Origin of the sequence: Microbispora sp. ZYX-F-249, from assembly GCF_039649665.1 — a bacterium.
GTDB classification, from domain to species: domain Bacteria; phylum Actinomycetota; class Actinomycetes; order Streptosporangiales; family Streptosporangiaceae; genus Microbispora; species Microbispora maris.
The window spans coordinates 107,556-122,686 of the sequence record NZ_JBDJAW010000008.1; the positions used below are offsets into that span (position 1 = coordinate 107,556).

Sequence of the window (15,131 nt, forward strand, 5' to 3'; positions counted from 1 at the left end):
GCTCCGCACCCGCCGTCCCGCCGCCGATCTCGACCTGCGCACCCCCTCCGGCCGGTCGCTTCCTTACTGAGACCCGCGTGACAGCGGAGGCTTTACGCCGGTTTTACCGAGTCTCCGATATCTATTCCGACAAGGTCACGGAACCATCACGGTCGGGGGGTAATGAACATGGTCACGGTGGTGCCGTCGCTCGCCAAGGTCAGGGACATCAGGACCGCGCTGCGCCGAAGGCCCAGGAGGGACAGAGGGGACAGGAAGATCGTCGACCTCAGGGCCTACACGGGCGGGAACGTCATCCGGTTCCCGAGGACGTCCGGACCGACGTCGGCCGCCTGATCCGGTCCGTCACAGCGATCCCACGGCCCGCCCGGCATTCCCGCCGGGCGGGCCGCGTGCGTCACGTCCATCGCCGTGATGCCGAATAGGGATGGAACCCGCCGGAACCCGCCCCCACCGCCTAGCATGCACAGGCAGCATGATCGTTCTGGTGACGGCGGAGGCGATGTTGTCACGGGTGTGGAAGCCGGCTCGCATCGCGCTCGCCGCCGTGCTGGTCGCCGTGGGCTCCTGCGCGAGCGACGGCGGTGAGATCGCCCGGAAGGAGTGGGCCGAACTGTATTCGGCCTACGGAGTCGCCCTGGCCGTCGCTCATCCGGATTACGGGGCCGGCCCTCTGTCCGATTTCACCCGGGAGGACAACACGCTGCCCACCGAGGCACCCGGCACGATCCCGATCGACCTCGTCCCCCTCCCGGCCCACCTTGCGACCGCCCCACGGAAGGTGGCTCTCGATCCGGCCGTCGGCGGCAACGTCGACGTGGTGACCATCCCGGACACCGCCGCCACCGAGGTGTTGCGGAAGGGGTACCTGGAGGGGACGGGACGGCCGCTCCGGCAGCGCCGCAAGGTCGAGCGCTTTCTGGCCGGTCTCGCCGGAGCGGTGTCCGCGGCGCGACTGGGCGACCTGTCCATCGGCGTCGCTCTCGTCGTCGAACTGAAGGAGCCCCTGACCTATGCGGAGATCGAGGCGAGCGGCTTGGAGGGCGACAGAGTGCTGTTCCCGGCCCTCGGACCGGCGCATCTCCCGCTGTCGTGGTCGGAGGACAACTGCCAGCCGCTCCACACGGCGGCCTGCGAGGGAGGAACGGACCCGGTCGAGCAGTTCCGCGCGTGGCTGCGGGGTCTCGGCCCCTTGCAGCGCAAGGCGCTGACCAGGAAGGCCTTCGACCTGACGGCGATGCGGAGCACGGCCGACGCCGGGCTGATCTCCGGGGTGATGGTCGACTGGACGCCCCCCGCCGACGCGCTGAAGATGGTGCGCGATCCTCACGTTCGCGCCGCCTACCTCATGGGTGTGGTCCAGATGCAGATCATTCCCTGAGCCCGCCGCAGGCTATCCCTTATCTGATTGAATGGCGCCTTATGAGTGATCTGTCCGCGACGGCGCGGACCCGGCACCGCCGCCTGCGGGAACAGGGCCGCACCGGCCGGGAGGCCCTGTTCGAAGTGCTCCGGGCCGGGTTCGTCTGCCACCTCGGCGTCGTCGTGGACGGCGACCCCATGGTCGTGCCGACGGTGTACGGCTTCGACGACGCCCATCTGTACGTGCACGGCTCGGTGGCCAGCCGCAGCCTCACCCGCGACACGACGGTCTGCGTGACGATCACCCATGTCGACGGCCTCGTGCTGGCCCGGTCGGTCTTCGAGCACGGCGTCAACTACCGCAGCGCGATGATCTACGGCGTGCCGCGCGTGCTGGAGGACGACGAGAAACTCGCCGCCCTGCGGTGCCTGACCGAGCACGTCGCTCCGGGCCAGTGGGACCACGCCCGGCAGCCGAACCGCAAGGAACTGGCCGCGACGACCATCCTCGCGATCCCCCTCGACGAGGCGTCGGTCAAGGTGCGCGAGGGCCACCCGGACGACGCGGACGACCCGCACGACGTGTGGGCGGGCGTTCTGCCGCTCACCCCGTCGTGGCAGGCCCCCGTGACCGACCCGCGGGCCGCCGCCCACCCCGTCCCGCCGCACATCCTGGCCCGCACGGGCATGCCGTACTGACCGAGGGGGCCCTCAGCGCGCGCCCGGCTTCAGGCGGACACCGCCGTCGACGGTCAGCACGGTGCCCGTCGCGTAGCCCGTCTCGATCAGGTAGGTGATCGCGTTCGCCACTTCGGCGGGAGCGCCGACGCGGCCGACCGTGGTGGCGGCGGCGAACGCGTCGAGTGTGCCCTGCCGGTCGTCCCCCAGCCCGTCCCACCACTCTGTGTCGATCACGCCGGGCGACACCGCGTTGACCCGGACCGGGGCGAACTCCACGGCCAGGCCGGGGATCATCGACTCGATCGCGCCGTTCACGGCCGCGAGCCCGGCCACCCCGGCCATCGCGCTGTTCGCACTGGCCGCCGCGACGAACGTCAGCGACCCGTCCCGCCGCAGCGCCGGGAGCGCGGCCTGGGCGGTGACCACATGCGCGATCAGTTTGTCGTCCAGGGCCCGGCGCAGGTCGTCGGGCGACAGCGACAGGAACGGCCCCCCGCCCTTCCGGCCGGACACGTTGATCACGACGTGGTCCACCGGGCCCACCTCGGCGAACAGATTCCGCATCGCCTCCGGGTCACGGGCGTCGGCCGCCACGGCGGAGCCCCGCTCCCCGATCTGCTTGACCGCCCGCTCCAGCCGTTCCGGCGTACGGCCGGTGACGACGACATCGCGGCCCGTCGCGGCCAGCCGTACGGCGGCGGCCAGGCCGATGCCGCTCGCACCTCCGACGATCACCACGCGTTCGTTCACGGACTTCTCCTCATTACGAGACATCATGCCTCGTAACATTAAAACGAGGCACGATGTCTTGTAAAGTGGCGGGCATGGTGGGCAGACCTCGCAGCGAGGAGGCGCGCCGGGCGATCCTCCGGGCCGCCCTGCGGCTGTGCGAGCGCGACGGCTATCCGAACGTGACGCTCAAGGGCGTCGCCGAGGAGGCGGGCACCGGCAGGCAGACGCTCTACCGGTGGTGGGACACCAAGGCCGACCTGTTGCTGGAGGCGATGACCGACCTCGTCGCGGGCGCCCGGGCGCCGTCCGAGGACGACCTGGAGACATTCCTCAGCGACACCTTCGCGCTGGCCGACGGGGTCGTCGGCAGCGTGGTGGCCGGCCTCATGGCAGAGGCCCAGAGCGACCCCGCCTTGAGCGATCGGCTGCGCGAGCGGCTGATCGGTCCACGGCGTGCCGCCCTGCGGGGAGTGCTGGAACGGATGCCGCCACCCCCCGGCGCGGACCTGGACCTGCTGGTGGACATGGTCTTTGGGGTCATGTGGTATCGGCTGCTCAACCGGCACGCCCCGCTCGACGCCGCCGCGGCGCGGGACATCGCGGCGCTCGTACGCCGGATCGGATGAGCACACGGTCCACTGGGCAACATGGAGGTTGACCGGACGATCTTTCTCGCCGACGCTGCTTGGGGAGACGCCCGTCCCCCTTCCCCCGCCAGCAAGGGAGCGTCCATGCCCCACATCGACCTCGGATCCGACGCCCCGGGGATCCGCGGCCTGTTCGCCTTCCGCCCCGAGACCGCCCTGCCGCTGAACGCGCTCGCCGAGGTGCTGCTGCGCGGCGACAGCACTCTTTCCCGGGGCGAGCGCGAGTTGATCGCGGCGTACGTGTCGTCGCTCAACGAGTGCCGATACTGCTTCTCCTCCCACGCCGCGTACGCCGCCGCCCAGTTGCCCGAGGGGATGACGCTGGTCGAGCAGGTGCGCACCGACCTCGGCTCCGCACCGGTCACGCCCAAGATGCGGGCCCTGCTGCGCATCGCGGCCTCCGTGCAGCGCGGCGGCAGGGAGGTGAGCGAGGAGCAGATCGTCGCGGCCCGCGCCGAGGACGCGACCGACCTGGAGATCCACGACACCGTGCTCATCGCCGCCGCCTTCTGCATGTTCAACCGGTACGTCGACGGCCTGGCCACGATCGCGCCCGACGACCCCGAGTCGTACGCCGCCCGGGCCAAGGGGATCGTCGCCAACGGCTACCTGGCGCTCTTCGCCGAGATGCAGGCCGCCGCCGGGCGGTCCTGACCGTCCCTTCCGCAGCTCCCGATCGCACCTCCCCCGTCACGTCCTCGTCCGGAGAAAGGTGTTTCATGGCTCGGACCCTGCCGCTTCCCGCCTCCCCGTCCCTCTCGCGCTCCGACGGCGTGCCCCGGCGCCGTGGCCTGATCGTCGTCCTCAGCGTGCTCGCCGGCGCGCTCATCGCCGCCCTCTGGTCGTTCCGGTTCGTGGACAGCGTGATCGGCGACAACGTCGCCAACACGCTGCTCGGATACGACGCCAAGCACACGGCCATCGGAGGGCTCGTCGCGGGCACCGTCTTCGCGTTCGTCTCGGGCCTGGCCGGGACGTTCACCGCGTGCAACATCGCCGTGTTCAGCGCGATCGCACCCATGGCCGACTCCACGGACGCCGGCGGCCGGCTCAGGGCGGCGCTGCGCCCGCTCAGCAGGCTCGCGCTCGGCATGGTCGTCGTCTCCGCGGTGTACGGCGCGGTGGGCGCCCTGCTCGGCGAGCGGCTGCCCCAGTTGTCCACCGCGCAGGCGGCCTCCGGCCTGCCACCCCGGCTGATCCAGGCGTCCGTGACATTCGGGCTGATCGGCCTGGCCTTCGTCTACCTCGGCCTGGCGGCCCTGCGTGTCGTACCGGATCCCTTCGCCCGCGTGTCCACCCGCTTCCCGCACGCGCGGCTCGTGGTGGTCGGCGCGTTGATCGGCGGCTTCCTCGTGGGCCGTCCGTTCCCGCTGTTCCACAAGCTGTTCGAGTACGCGGCGCAGACACGCAACCCGTTCTACGGGGCGGCCGTGTTCGTCCTGCAGTCGCTCGGCAACATCACCCTCATGGCCCTGCTCTTCGTCGTGCTGGTCTACGCGACCAGGGGCCGTTTCACGCGATGGCTCACGGCGGCTCCGGCGCGGGTCGCGACGGTCACCGCCGTGGCCTTCCTCGTCGTCGGCGCCTTCACGTTCCTCTACTGGGACGTACGGCTGCCCGCGATGTTCGGGTACGGCTGGTTCCCCACCGCCTCCTGGTAGCGCTTACAGCCCGAGCGCCTGTTCGGCGAGCCTGGTGCCCTCCAACCGCGCGGTGATCTTGGCGAACGCCGTCTCCCGCGATGTCGAGGCGTCGTCGGCGAACGGCGCGAAACCGCAGTCGTCACAGGTGCCGAGCCGCTCGGGCGGCAGGTGCCGGGCCGCCTCCAGAACGCGGTCGCGCACCTGCTCGGCCGTCTCCACCACGGGATCGATCGGGTCGGTCACTCCCACGAAGATCCGCGCCTCGGCCGGGAGCGTTTCCGCGATCACGCGGAGCACCCGCTCCCGGTCGGGCTCGCTCGCGAGCTGGACGTAGAAGCCGCCCACCCGGAGCCGGAAGAGCGTGGGGAGCAGCAGGGCGTAATCGACGTCGGCGCTGTGCGTGGAGTCCAGGTCGCCGCCGGGGCAGGTGTGCACGCCGATCCGGGCGCGCTCGGCCGCGGTGAAGCGCTCGAGCACCCGGTTGTTCAGGGCGACGAAGGCGTCCAGCAGGCCGCCCGAGGGGTCGAGCTTGAGCGACAGACGACCCTCGGTGAAGTCCAGTTGCACCATGTGGGCTCCCGCGTCGAGGCACCTGCGGATGTCCGCCTCGGCCTCGTCGACCAGGTCGTCGAGGAAGACCTCGCGGGGATAGCCGTCGACCCCCTCTGCAGGGTACAGCAGGCTCAGCGCGGAGGGCGCGATGACGGCCTGCTTGACCGGCAGGTCCGTGTGCCGACGGGCCGTCCGCAGGTACGCGTCGGCGTGGGTCGCGTAGCGGAACGGCCCTCCGGTGAGCCGCGGCAGCTGACGCGTGTGCCCGTCGGCGAACGGGATGACCGCACCGTCCGGCGCGAGCGTGCCGAGCCCGGCAACCGGGTAGGTGGCGAAGCTCGGCTTGGCCTGCTCACCGTCGACCAGGACCGGGCAACCGAGCCCCTGCAGCCTGCGGATGGTGTCGGCGGTCGCCTCCTCCTGCCGCTCGGCGAGTTCGTCGTCCTCGACCCGCCCTGCGGCGTGGTCGGCCAGGGCGGTCAGCAACGTCTCGGGACGGGGGATGCTGCCGATGGGTTCGGTGGGGATGCTCATGCGGTGAGCGTACGGTCACCCCATGTGTCCCATCAATGACAGAGTGGTAAGCGCAGCTACCACAAGCGCTCCGCCTCGGCCTCGTGACGCTCCGCCGCGTGCGAGCGCGACCACCACCGGCGATCACGGCCGGATCGGCGGCGTGCCACCGCAGGTAGTCGTCCTGGACGGCGTCCTCGGCCTCGGCGGCGGAGCCGAGAAGCCGGTAGGCGAGCCCGAACAATCGGGCTCTGTGCTCGACGAACTCCTCGGTGGGCTCCCTTGTCACATCCGCCACTTCAGGACCGAGCCGATGCGGCAGGATGGGACCGTGACGCCTTCCCCAGCGGTCGTACAGCCCGACCGGGATCTCCTCGAGGAGATCCTCGACGAGCTGGACATCGAGCACACCATAGACGCCGAGGGCGATCTGGCGATCTCCACCGCCCATCTCACGATCTTCTTCCTGTTCGGCAGGGAAGGAGATCTCTTCACCGTACGCACCTTCTACGACAGGCCGCACTCGGTGGACGACAAACCGATGCTGCTCACGGCGCTCAACGAGTGGAACGCCGACACGATGTGGCCGAAGGTGTACACGTTCACCCAGGACAACGGCGACATCCGCCTCGTCGGCGACTCGCAGGTCTACATCGGGGCCGGCGTGACCAGGGAACACCTGACCACGATGGTGGCCCACTGGGTCAGGTTCTCGATCAAGTTCTACCGCTGGCTCACCGACCGGCTCGCCTTCGAGACCGACTGAGCGGGCCGGCTGAGCGGACCGACTGAGCGGGCCGGCTGATCGAGCGTCCGGCGGCCCGGCCGGACGCCGGGCCGCCGGACGGAGTCAGCCGCGGCTCAGGGCCTCGCGCAGCTCGGCGGCGGTGAGCCGCGGACCGTAGGCGGCCTTGTCCCGCTGGAACCGCCGTCCCTCCGCGAGCGGGCCGGCGTCGACCACGTCGAAGCCGAAGGAGTCGATCAGCTCGGCGACCGCCTTCTTGGCCTCGGCGTCGTCGCCCGCGATGGGCAGCGCCCGCCGGTTCTCGGTGCCGGCGGCCTGCCCGTGCTCGGCGAGATGGACGTAGTTGATGGCGTTGAACGCCTTCACGACCCGCGACCCCGGCAGGTGCGCCGCGAGCAGCTCGGTGTCGGTGGTCTCCCCCGCGTCCAGCTCGGGGAAGTGACCGTCCCGCTCGAAGTAGTAGTTGTTCGTGTCGATCACGATCTTGCCGTCCAGCGGCTCGACCGGCACCTCGCGATACCGCCCGAAGGGGATCGTGACGACCACGATGTCCCCCGCCGCCGCGGCCTCGGCCGCGGTGGCGGCGCGTGCGTCCGGGCCCAGCCGGGCGACGAGTTCGGAGAGCGTCTGCGGCCCGCGGGAGTTGCTCAGCACCACCGAGTGCCCGGCGTCGACCGCCAGCTTCGCGAGGGTGCCGCCGATCTTCCCGCTGCCGATGAATCCGATGACCATGGCTGCGGCAACACGCCCGCCCCCCGCTCTCATTCCCCCGGTCTCACTCCCCCGGGGGCCTGTCCTCCAGGACGACGACGGCGCGTTCCAGCAGGTCCCGCAGCAGGCCGGCCTCGTCGGGCGTGAAGGCGTCGACGAGCCGGCGCTCCACGGCCACGGCCGCGGCGTCGGCCTTGCGCAGCAACGCCTGCCCGGCGCGGGTGAGGCGGGTCACGAGCACCTGGGCGTGGTCGCTGGAGGGACGCCGCTCCACCAGCCCGCGCGACTCCAGCGTCTTGAGCACGGTCGTCATGCTCTGCGGGGTCACCGCGCAGTACCGCGCCAGCTTGGCCCCCGAGACGCCCGGCGCGAGCGACAGCGCGTACATCGCGGCGTACTGCGGGACGGTCAGGCCGAACGGCCGCAGCACGCGGGTCTTCTCCGCGATGAGCGCCTGCTCGGCGCGCTTGATGGCGTTGCCCGGCCGCCACGCCACCGCGTCGGCGATCCTCTCCTCGGCTCCCATCCACGCTCCCCCGGCCACCAGGGTCCTGACTTGCGGACCTTATCACCGGTTTGACAACCCTTCCCCTATACATCCATGCTCTGATAACCATCAGAGCTTTTATGGTTGTCAAGCTTCGGATGGTAGTGATGTCCCCGCGATACTCCGGTCCGGCCCGCCGGGCGCCCACCCTCGCCGTGATCTGCGCCGCCGTGCTGCTCGTCCCGGTGACCGCCACGGGCACCGCCGAGGCGCTCGGCGACATCGGTGCGGACCTGCACGCCGGGCTGGACGCCACACAGTGGGTGATCAACGCCTTCTTCCTCACCTTCGCCGCGTTCATGGCGGGCACCGGGGCGCTGGCCGACCGGGTCGGCCGGCGCCGGATGTTCGCCCTCGGCGCCGGCGTGTTCACGGCGTCGATGCTCCTGGCCGCCGCCGCCCCGGACGTCGGCGTTCTGATCGCCGCCAGGGCGCTGGCGGGCGTGGGCGCCGCCGCGGCCTCCACCGGCGGCACCGCCCTGCTCGCGCACGCCTATCCGGCTGGCCCCGGCAGGACCAGGGCGTTCGCCTGGTTCGGCACGACACTCGGCCTGGGACTGGCCTTCGGTCCGGTGATCGCGGGGACGCTGGTCGGCGCCGCCGGGTGGCGCGGCCTATTCGCCGCCGCCGCGGTGGCGCTGCTCCCGGTCCTGCCACTGAGCGCGTTGCTTGAGGAGTCGCGGGCGGTCCCCGGCGGACCCATGGACTGGGGCGGCGCGGCGGCCTTCACCCTCGCGCTCGCCGCCTTCACCGTCGGCGTGATCGAGGGCCCCACGCTCGGCTGGACGCACCCCGTGGTGGCGGCCGCCTTCGCGGCCTGCGCGATCCTGGGCGCGGCCTTCGCCATGGCCGAACGGCGCCACCCCGCGCCGCTGGTGGACCTGTCGCTGCTGACCCACCCCCGGTTCGCGGCGATCGCGTCCATACCGTTCCTGCTGGCCTTCGGCTTCGTCGCGCTGACGATCGTGCTCCCGCCGTACCTGATGGCCACCTCCGGCTACTCGGCCCGGCAGGCGGGGCTGACGCTGATGCTCCTGACCGGGCCGACGCTGGTCATGCCGCCCGTCACCGGCGTCCTGGCCCGCCGCGTGCCGCAGCGCGCCCTCCTCGTGGCCACGCTGCTGCTGGCCGCCGCCGGGACCGCGCTGCTGGCCGCGGTCCCCGCCGGAGCGGGCCCGGCGCGGCTCGCCGCGCCGCTGCTGCTGATCGGGGCGGGGTTCGGCCTGTCACTGGCCGTGGTCGACGGCGCGGCCGTCTCCTCCGTCGAGCCCGCGCGGGCCGGAATGGCGGCCGGGCTGTTCAACACCGCCCGGATCACCGGCGAGGTCGTCGCCGTCGCCGTGCTCGGCGCGGTGCTGTCCACGCTCACCCGGGCGAGCCTGACCGGCCGGTACGGCGAGGCGCGGGCGGCCCTGGCGACCTCGCGCCTGCTGCAGGGCGACATCGCGGGCGCCGTTCCGGCGGGAGCGGGGCGGCTCGAGTTCGCCCGCCTCGCGAGCGCCGGGTACGCGGACGCGCTGCACACCGCCCTGTGGCTGCTGACCCTGCTGTCCCTGGCCGGCGCGCTCGCCGTCGGCCTCCTGATGTCCGTGCGCGAACCCGCGCGGGTCACCTCCTGAAAGGAACGATCATGCCCGTCGTCACCGTCGGCTCCAGCACCGTCGACTATCTCGTCACCGGAACCGGCCCCGGCCTCGTGCTGGTGCACGGCACCGGCGCCACCGGCGAGACCAACTGGGCTCCCCTCATCGAGGCCGTCGCGGACCGCTTCACCGTGGTCGCCCCCGACCTGCCGGGCTCGGGCGCCACGGTCGACGGGGGCGGCCCGATCCACATGGAGGACCTGGTCGCCCAGGTGCTCGGTGCCGCCGCGCACGCCGGCCTGGAGCGCTTCCATCTGGCCGGCCATTCGCTGGGCGCCGTCGTGGCGCTGGCGGCGGCCGGCACCCGGCCGGACAGGGTGCTGTCACTGACCGCGCATGCCGGATGGGCCAGGACCGACCCGTGGATGGCCTTCCAGATGGACCTGTGGATCCGCCTGGTGCGCACCGACAGGGCACTGCTGGCCCGGCTGCTCCAGGTCACCGCGATGGGCGACGCCACGCTGCGCGCCCGCTCGGCGGACGACTTCGAGCAGGCCGCCGCCGCCTTCACCGCCTCCCTCGACGGCGCGGAGGACGGCTTCGCCCGGCAGGCGCGTGCCGACATCACGGTGGACATCACGGAGCTGCTGCCCCGGGTGACCGCCCCGACGCTGATCGTCTCCAGCGCCGGCGATCGCATCGTGCCACCGCACCACCAGCGTGAGCTCGCCCGGCTCATCCCGCACGCCGAGCTCGTGACCGTCCCCGGCGGTCACGGCCTGCCCTTCGAGGACCCCGCCGCGTTCACCGCCGTCATCATCGAGCACCTGGACCGCGTCACCGCGACGGTCTGAAGAAACACGAAGGGGGCCGGCGCACTCGCCGGCCCCCAACCGAAGGTGCGGCATCCCGACGCAACTGGACGCATCTGCCGGTACCTCGTTTTTCGTCAGCAATTGCGTCGCCCAATTTCCATCTGACCCTGGTGCGCGAAGGCGCGGGTGGCACCGCGCAGGCTGCAGGCAGGGAGTTTCTCTGGCCACATGGGGGGCATGCAGCCCCGTGGCCCTGGCGATTCGGCATTGAAGACGATGTGTGGCGGCGACTGATAATGCTTGTACGCACAGCCTCCATTCCGAGGTGGACCGTTTGCGACCGTGCGGGCCTCATCCCGTCGGCCGCGAGCAAGCACTCCACCGGCTCCCCTGATGGCCGGAGCGCCGAGGTCGCAGACAGCAGGAGTTCGAGCTGGGCAAGGCCCAGCGGCAGGAAGAGTACGAGCGCGCCCGGCGCGAGGCGGAGCTTGAACAACGGCGCGCATGCTATGTGGCGTTGAACATCGCCATCAGAAGGCATCGCGCGGCCATCGTCGACTTCCTGCACGCGCTGCGGCAGGGGAAGGTCGGCGACGACGTACGGGACGAACTCGAAGACTCCCGGCGTTTATACATCGAACGGCACGCGGAAGCGCAGATGACAGCTCCCGGCAATGTCCTCGCCGCCGCCGGAGCCTTGAGAGAACATCTGAGCGCCTGGTTCGGCATGGCCAAGCGGCTGGATTCCGGAGCCGCGAAGGACGGCGAATCCGTGGAGGAGGCCTTCGCGCACGGCGAGGATTTCTGGCATCACAACAAACGCCTCCGGTCCATCATGCGCGCCGACTTGGGAATCCCCGAAGACCCGGACGACACCGACGAATAGGCCGAATCGCTACACCATGGTCGCTCGCTGAAGCACTCGAAATCGTCCGCGCGGCCGCGACGGTCTGAAGAACCACGAAGGGGGCCGGCGCACTCGCCGGCCCCCTTCGCTCACGGGGCGTTCAGACAGCGGTTCAGCTGCAGCCGCTGGTGCTGCCGCAGCCCTCGCAGACGTAGCAGCTGCCCGCGGGCCGCATCTTGGTGCCGCAGGTCATGCACAGCGGCGCGTCGGCCGTACGGCCCTGGTGGCTCTCCAGCGAGGCGCCGGCCCGGCGCGGCTCGGGCACCGCGACCGGCGCGGGCTGCCCGGCGGCCGGCCCCTCGGCGGGCTTGGCCTCGATCGGCGCCGGCTGGCCGTTCTCGATGGGCGCCGACTGGGCCAGGGCGGCGGTGTCGACGTCCTGCAGTGCGGCCGGGTCCTCCCCGCGCTGCTGCGCGGCCCGCTCGGAGGCGGAGAAGATGCCCAGCGCCGCCCGGTCCTCGTACGGCAGGTAGTCGAGCGCGAGCCGCCGGAAGATGTAGTCCATCACGGACTGCGCCATCCGGACATCGGGGTCGTCGGTCATGCCGGCCGGCTCGAACCGCATGTTGACGAACTTCTGCACGTACGTGTCCAGCGGCACGCCGTACTGGAGGCCGATCGAGATCGCCACGGAGAAGGCGTCCATCACGCCCGCGAGGGTGGAGCCCTGCTTGGACATCTTGAGGAAGACCTCGCCCAGGCCGTCGTCGGGGTAGGACGAGGCGGTCATGTAGCCCTTGGCGCCGCCGACCGTGAAGCGGGTGGTGATGCTGGGCCGCTGGTTCGGCATCCGCCGCCGGGTCGGCCGCGCGACCTCGACGACCTGGACGACCGGCTCCTGCTCCGCGGTCTCCTGGGAGGCCTCCTCCGGGGTCTTCTTGGCGACCGACAGCGGCTGCCCGACCTTGCAGTTGTCGCGGTAGACGGCCAGGGCCTTGAGTCCGAGCTTCCAGCCCTGCAGGTAGACCTCCTCGATGTCGTCCACGGTGGCCGACTCGGGCAGGTTCACGGTCTTGGAGATCGCACCGGACAGGAACGGCTGGACGGCCGCCATCATCCGGACGTGGCCCATCGGGGCGATGGCCCGCTCGCCCATCGCGCAGTCGAACACCTCGTAGTGCTCCGGCCGCAGGCCGGGGGCGTCCACGACGTGGCCGTGCTCGGCGATGTACTCGACGATGGCCTCGACCTGCTCCTCGAGGTAGCCGAGCCGGCGCAGCGCCCGCGGGATCGTCTGGTTGACGATCTGCATCGAGCCGCCGCCGACGAGCTTCTTGAACTTGACCAGCGCCAGGTCGGGCTCGATGCCGGTGGTGTCGCAGTCCATCATCAGGCCGATGGTGCCGGTCGGGGCGAGCAGCGACGCCTGGGCGTTGCGGTAGCCGTTCTTCTCGCCGAGCCGCAGGCACTCCTGCCACTGCCGGGTGGCCTCGGCGTGCAGGGCCTTGTCCATGTCCTCGAGCGTGCGCAGGTCGTCGTTGGCCGCGGCGTGCTTGCGCATGACCCGCTTGTGCGGCTCGGCGTTGCGCTGGTAGCCGTCGTACGGGCCGACGATCCCGGCCATCTCGGCGGAGCGGCGGTAGGACACGGCGGTCATCAGCGAGGTGATCCCGGCCGCGATGGCCCGGCCGCCGTCGGAGTCGTACGCGTGGCCGGTCGCCATCAGCAGCGCGCCGAGGTTGGCGTAGCCGATGCCGAGCTGGCGGTAGGCCCGGGTGGTCTCGGCGATCTTCTGCGTCGGGAAGTCGGCGAAGGTGATCGAGATGTCCATCGCGGTGATGATCAGCTCGGTGACCTTGACGAAGTTCGCGACGTCGAAGCTGTCGTCGTCGCGCAGGAACTTCAGCAGGTTGATCGACGCGAGGTTGCACGAGGAGTTGTCCAGGTGGACGTACTCCGAGCAGGGGTTGCTGGCCGTGATGCGCCCGGTCTCGGGGCAGGTGTGCCAGTCGTTGATCGTGTCGTCGTACTGCACGCCGGGGTCGGCGCACTCCCAGGCGGCCTGGGCCATCTTGCGGAACAGCGAGCGGGCCTCGACCTCCTCGATGACCTCGCCGGTCAGCCGGGCCCGCAGGCCGAACTTCCCGCCGGCCTCGACGGAGCGCATGAACTCGTCGGAGACCCGCACCGAGTTGTTGGCGTTCTGGTACTGGACGGACACGATGTCCTTGCCGCCGAGGTCCATGTCGAACCCGGCGTCGCGCAGCGCGCGGATCTTGTCCTCCTCGCGCGCCTTGGTCTCGATGAACTCCTCGATGTCGGGGTGGTCCACGTCGAGGACGACCATCTTGGCCGCCCTGCGGGTGGCGCCGCCCGACTTGATGGTGCCGGCGGAGGCGTCGGCGCCGCGCATGAATGAGACCGGGCCGCTGGCCGTGCCGCCGCTGGACAGCAGCTCCTTGGACGAGCGGATGCGGGAGAGGTTGACCCCGGAGCCGGAGCCGCCCTTGAAGATGACGCCCTCTTCCTTGTACCAGTCGAGGATCGACTCCATCGTGTCGTCCACGGCCAGGATGAAGCAGGCGCTCACCTGCTGGGGCGAGCGGGTGCCGACGTTGAACCACACCGGCGAGTTGAAGCTGAAGATCTGATGGATCAGCGCGTGCTTGAGCTCGTGGTCGAAGATCTCGGCGTCCTCTTCCGAGGCGAAGTAGCCGTTCTCCAGGCCGGTCCTGGTGTAGACGCCCACCACCCGGTCGACGAGCTGCTTGAGGCTCGACTCACGCTGCGGGGTGCCCACCGCCCCGCGGAAGTACTTGGTGGTGACGATGTTGGCCGCGTTGACCGACCAGAAGTCGGGGAACTCGACGCCGTGCTGCTCGAAGTTGACCGAGCCGTCCCGCCAGTTCGTCATCACGACGTCGCGCCGCTCCCAGCGGACCTCGTCGTACGGGTGGACGCCCGGGGTGGTGAAGACGCGCTTCATCTTCAGGCCCTTGCGCGGGCGCTTGCCCCCCCGGCCCCCCGTACCCGATACGGTGCCGCTCACGGTCTCCGTCATGACTTCCCCCTCCCAGGGCCCGATGGAGCCCCTTCTCCGGACCACGCTCGTTACAACCACATCGTCGCGCCGCGCCGTCGCGCGCCGCCGTCCGCCTCGTCCCGGTCCCCCGGAAGGCGCCTACTCCTCGCCCGCCGGGCCGTGTGCCGCGCGGAGCCGCTCGATCTCCGCCTCGAAGTCCGCCAGCGTCTCGAAGCTGCGGTAGACCGACGCGAAGCGCAGGTAGGCCACCTCGTCGAGGTCGCGGAGCGGACCGAGGATGGCCAGGCCCACCTCGTGGGAGGCGATCTCGGCCGCACCCGTGCCCCGGATGCTCTCCTCGACCCGCTGCCCGAGCTGGGCGAGGGAGTCCTCGCTGACCGGGCGTCCCTGGCAGGCCCGCCGCACGCCGGCGACGACCTTCTCCCGGGAGAACGGCTCGGTGACCCCGCTGCGCTTGCTCACCATCAGCAGGACGGTCTCCTGGGTGGTGAACCTGCGCCCGCATTCGGGACAGGTGCGCCGGCGACGGATCGCGGCCCCGTCCTCGGCGGCGCGGCTGTCCACGACTCGCGTGTCGGGGTTGCGACAGAACGGACAGTGCACTCCATCGCCTCCCTGAACGCCCATCCCGAACACAAGGTGTGGTGAACTTACACCGGTGTGACTACTAGATGTTGTGGTCCAACCGTAGAAGTGCCCGACCTTGAACG

Annotated in this window: 16 protein-coding genes and 1 pseudogene; 10 read left to right on the forward strand and 7 right to left on the reverse strand. The window is 71.0% G+C overall.

The features are described 5' to 3' along the window. Positions 1-162 precede the first annotated feature (162 nt). From AAH991_RS12595 to AAH991_RS12605, 3 genes are all read left to right on the forward strand, one after another. Positions 163-336: a hypothetical protein gene (locus tag AAH991_RS12595; protein WP_346225962.1), complete on the forward strand. Its 174-nt coding sequence runs from the start codon at positions 163-165 to the stop codon at positions 334-336. 139 nt (positions 337-475) lie between these two features. Next, positions 476-1,381: a hypothetical protein gene (locus AAH991_RS12600; RefSeq protein WP_346225963.1), complete on the forward strand. Its 906-nt coding sequence runs from the start codon at positions 476-478 to the stop codon at positions 1,379-1,381. A gap of 41 nt (positions 1,382-1,422) precedes the next feature. Beyond that, on the forward strand, positions 1,423-2,061 hold the full coding sequence (locus tag AAH991_RS12605) for a pyridoxamine 5'-phosphate oxidase family protein (protein WP_346225964.1): 639 nt from the start codon (positions 1,423-1,425) through the stop codon (positions 2,059-2,061). A gap of 12 nt (positions 2,062-2,073) precedes the next feature. On the opposite strand, the gene AAH991_RS12610 is transcribed toward AAH991_RS12605, so the two are convergent. Beyond that, complete coding sequence (locus tag AAH991_RS12610; protein ID WP_346225965.1) at positions 2,074-2,793, reverse strand: SDR family oxidoreductase; 720 nt, start codon at positions 2,791-2,793, stop codon at positions 2,074-2,076. A 74-nt stretch (positions 2,794-2,867) separates the two neighbouring features. Between AAH991_RS12610 and AAH991_RS12615 the strand changes: the two genes are divergently transcribed. The 3 genes from AAH991_RS12615 (at position 2,868) to AAH991_RS12625 (ending at position 5,083) form a co-directional block, all read left to right on the forward strand. Continuing rightward, positions 2,868-3,401 carry a TetR/AcrR family transcriptional regulator gene (locus AAH991_RS12615; protein ID WP_346225966.1) on the forward strand — a complete coding sequence of 178 codons (534 nt, stop codon included), beginning with the start codon at positions 2,868-2,870 and terminating at the stop codon, positions 3,399-3,401. Positions 3,402-3,506: 105 nt separating this feature from the next. Further along, positions 3,507-4,076 carry a carboxymuconolactone decarboxylase family protein gene (locus AAH991_RS12620; RefSeq protein ID WP_346225967.1) on the forward strand — a complete coding sequence of 190 codons (570 nt, stop codon included), beginning with the start codon at positions 3,507-3,509 and terminating at the stop codon, positions 4,074-4,076. A gap of 65 nt (positions 4,077-4,141) precedes the next feature. Next, on the forward strand, positions 4,142-5,083 hold the full coding sequence (locus tag AAH991_RS12625) for a hypothetical protein (protein ID WP_346225968.1): 942 nt from the start codon (positions 4,142-4,144) through the stop codon (positions 5,081-5,083). Positions 5,084-5,086: 3 nt separating this feature from the next. Here the strand turns inward: AAH991_RS12625 and AAH991_RS12630 are convergent, their stop codons facing one another. After that, complete coding sequence (locus tag AAH991_RS12630) at positions 5,087-6,151, reverse strand: cobalamin-independent methionine synthase II family protein (RefSeq protein WP_346225969.1); 1,065 nt, start codon at positions 6,149-6,151, stop codon at positions 5,087-5,089. A 148-nt stretch (positions 6,152-6,299) separates the two neighbouring features. Continuing rightward, positions 6,300-6,581, reverse strand: a pseudogene (locus AAH991_RS40470) (sigma factor); the annotation flags it as partial. On the opposite strand from AAH991_RS40470, the gene AAH991_RS12640 reads away from it, so the two are divergent. Next, positions 6,462-6,896: a type III secretion system chaperone family protein gene (locus tag AAH991_RS12640; protein ID WP_346225970.1), complete on the forward strand. Its 435-nt coding sequence runs from the start codon at positions 6,462-6,464 to the stop codon at positions 6,894-6,896. The pseudogene AAH991_RS40470 and the gene AAH991_RS12640 sit on opposite strands and share 120 nt — an antisense overlap. A gap of 84 nt (positions 6,897-6,980) precedes the next feature. Here AAH991_RS12640 and AAH991_RS12645 read toward each other — a convergent pair whose 3' ends face one another. After that, complete coding sequence (locus AAH991_RS12645; protein ID WP_346225971.1) at positions 6,981-7,607, reverse strand: NADPH-dependent F420 reductase; 627 nt, start codon at positions 7,605-7,607, stop codon at positions 6,981-6,983. A 43-nt stretch (positions 7,608-7,650) separates the two neighbouring features. Then, a complete protein-coding gene (locus AAH991_RS12650) occupies positions 7,651-8,112 on the reverse strand; it encodes a MarR family winged helix-turn-helix transcriptional regulator (protein ID WP_346225972.1) in 462 nt (153 codons plus the stop codon). 128 nt (positions 8,113-8,240) lie between these two features. Here AAH991_RS12650 and AAH991_RS12655 point away from each other — a divergent pair, with 128 nt between their 5' ends. The 3 genes from AAH991_RS12655 (at position 8,241) to AAH991_RS12665 (ending at position 11,417) form a co-directional block, all read left to right on the forward strand. Continuing rightward, positions 8,241-9,752, forward strand: a complete 1,512-nt coding sequence (locus tag AAH991_RS12655; RefSeq protein WP_346225973.1) for an MFS transporter — start codon at positions 8,241-8,243, stop codon at positions 9,750-9,752. A gap of 11 nt (positions 9,753-9,763) precedes the next feature. Continuing rightward, positions 9,764-10,570 (forward strand): alpha/beta fold hydrolase, encoded by an 807-nt coding sequence (locus AAH991_RS12660; RefSeq protein ID WP_346225974.1) that lies wholly within the window; start codon positions 9,764-9,766, stop codon positions 10,568-10,570. A 478-nt stretch (positions 10,571-11,048) separates the two neighbouring features. Continuing rightward, on the forward strand, positions 11,049-11,417 hold the full coding sequence (locus AAH991_RS12665; RefSeq protein ID WP_346225975.1) for a hypothetical protein: 369 nt from the start codon (positions 11,049-11,051) through the stop codon (positions 11,415-11,417). A 133-nt stretch (positions 11,418-11,550) separates the two neighbouring features. Here the strand turns inward: AAH991_RS12665 and AAH991_RS12670 are convergent, their stop codons facing one another. Both AAH991_RS12670 and nrdR read right to left on the reverse strand, forming a co-directional pair. Continuing rightward, positions 11,551-14,439, reverse strand: a complete 2,889-nt coding sequence (locus AAH991_RS12670; RefSeq protein WP_346225976.1) for a vitamin B12-dependent ribonucleotide reductase — start codon at positions 14,437-14,439, stop codon at positions 11,551-11,553. A gap of 120 nt (positions 14,440-14,559) precedes the next feature. Continuing rightward, positions 14,560-15,024 carry a transcriptional regulator NrdR gene (gene nrdR / locus AAH991_RS12675; RefSeq protein ID WP_346225977.1) on the reverse strand — a complete coding sequence of 155 codons (465 nt, stop codon included), beginning with the start codon at positions 15,022-15,024 and terminating at the stop codon, positions 14,560-14,562. Positions 15,025-15,131 lie beyond the last annotated feature (107 nt).

Excerpts from the sequence above, each read along its gene's own strand:
- AAH991_RS12605 (WP_346225964.1), top strand. The coding sequence starts at position 1,423 with ATGAGTGATCTGTCCGCGACGGCGCGGACCCGGCACCGCCGCCTGCGG.
- AAH991_RS12620 (WP_346225967.1), top strand. The coding sequence starts at position 3,507 with ATGCCCCACATCGACCTCGGATCCGACGCCCCGGGGATCCGCGGCCTG.
- AAH991_RS12595 (WP_346225962.1), top strand. The coding sequence starts at position 163 with ATGAACATGGTCACGGTGGTGCCGTCGCTCGCCAAGGTCAGGGACATC.
- AAH991_RS12670 (WP_346225976.1), bottom strand. The coding sequence starts at position 14,439 with ATGACGGAGACCGTGAGCGGCACCGTATCGGGTACGGGGGGCCGGGGG.
- AAH991_RS12600 (WP_346225963.1), top strand. The coding sequence starts at position 476 with ATGATCGTTCTGGTGACGGCGGAGGCGATGTTGTCACGGGTGTGGAAG.
- AAH991_RS12615 (WP_346225966.1), top strand. The coding sequence starts at position 2,868 with ATGGTGGGCAGACCTCGCAGCGAGGAGGCGCGCCGGGCGATCCTCCGG.
- AAH991_RS12630 (WP_346225969.1), bottom strand. The coding sequence starts at position 6,151 with ATGAGCATCCCCACCGAACCCATCGGCAGCATCCCCCGTCCCGAGACG.
- AAH991_RS12660 (WP_346225974.1), top strand. The coding sequence starts at position 9,764 with ATGCCCGTCGTCACCGTCGGCTCCAGCACCGTCGACTATCTCGTCACC.
- AAH991_RS12655 (WP_346225973.1), top strand. The coding sequence starts at position 8,241 with ATGTCCCCGCGATACTCCGGTCCGGCCCGCCGGGCGCCCACCCTCGCC.
- AAH991_RS12645 (WP_346225971.1), bottom strand. The coding sequence starts at position 7,607 with ATGGTCATCGGATTCATCGGCAGCGGGAAGATCGGCGGCACCCTCGCG.
- AAH991_RS12625 (WP_346225968.1), top strand. The coding sequence starts at position 4,142 with ATGGCTCGGACCCTGCCGCTTCCCGCCTCCCCGTCCCTCTCGCGCTCC.
- AAH991_RS12650 (WP_346225972.1), bottom strand. The coding sequence starts at position 8,112 with ATGGGAGCCGAGGAGAGGATCGCCGACGCGGTGGCGTGGCGGCCGGGC.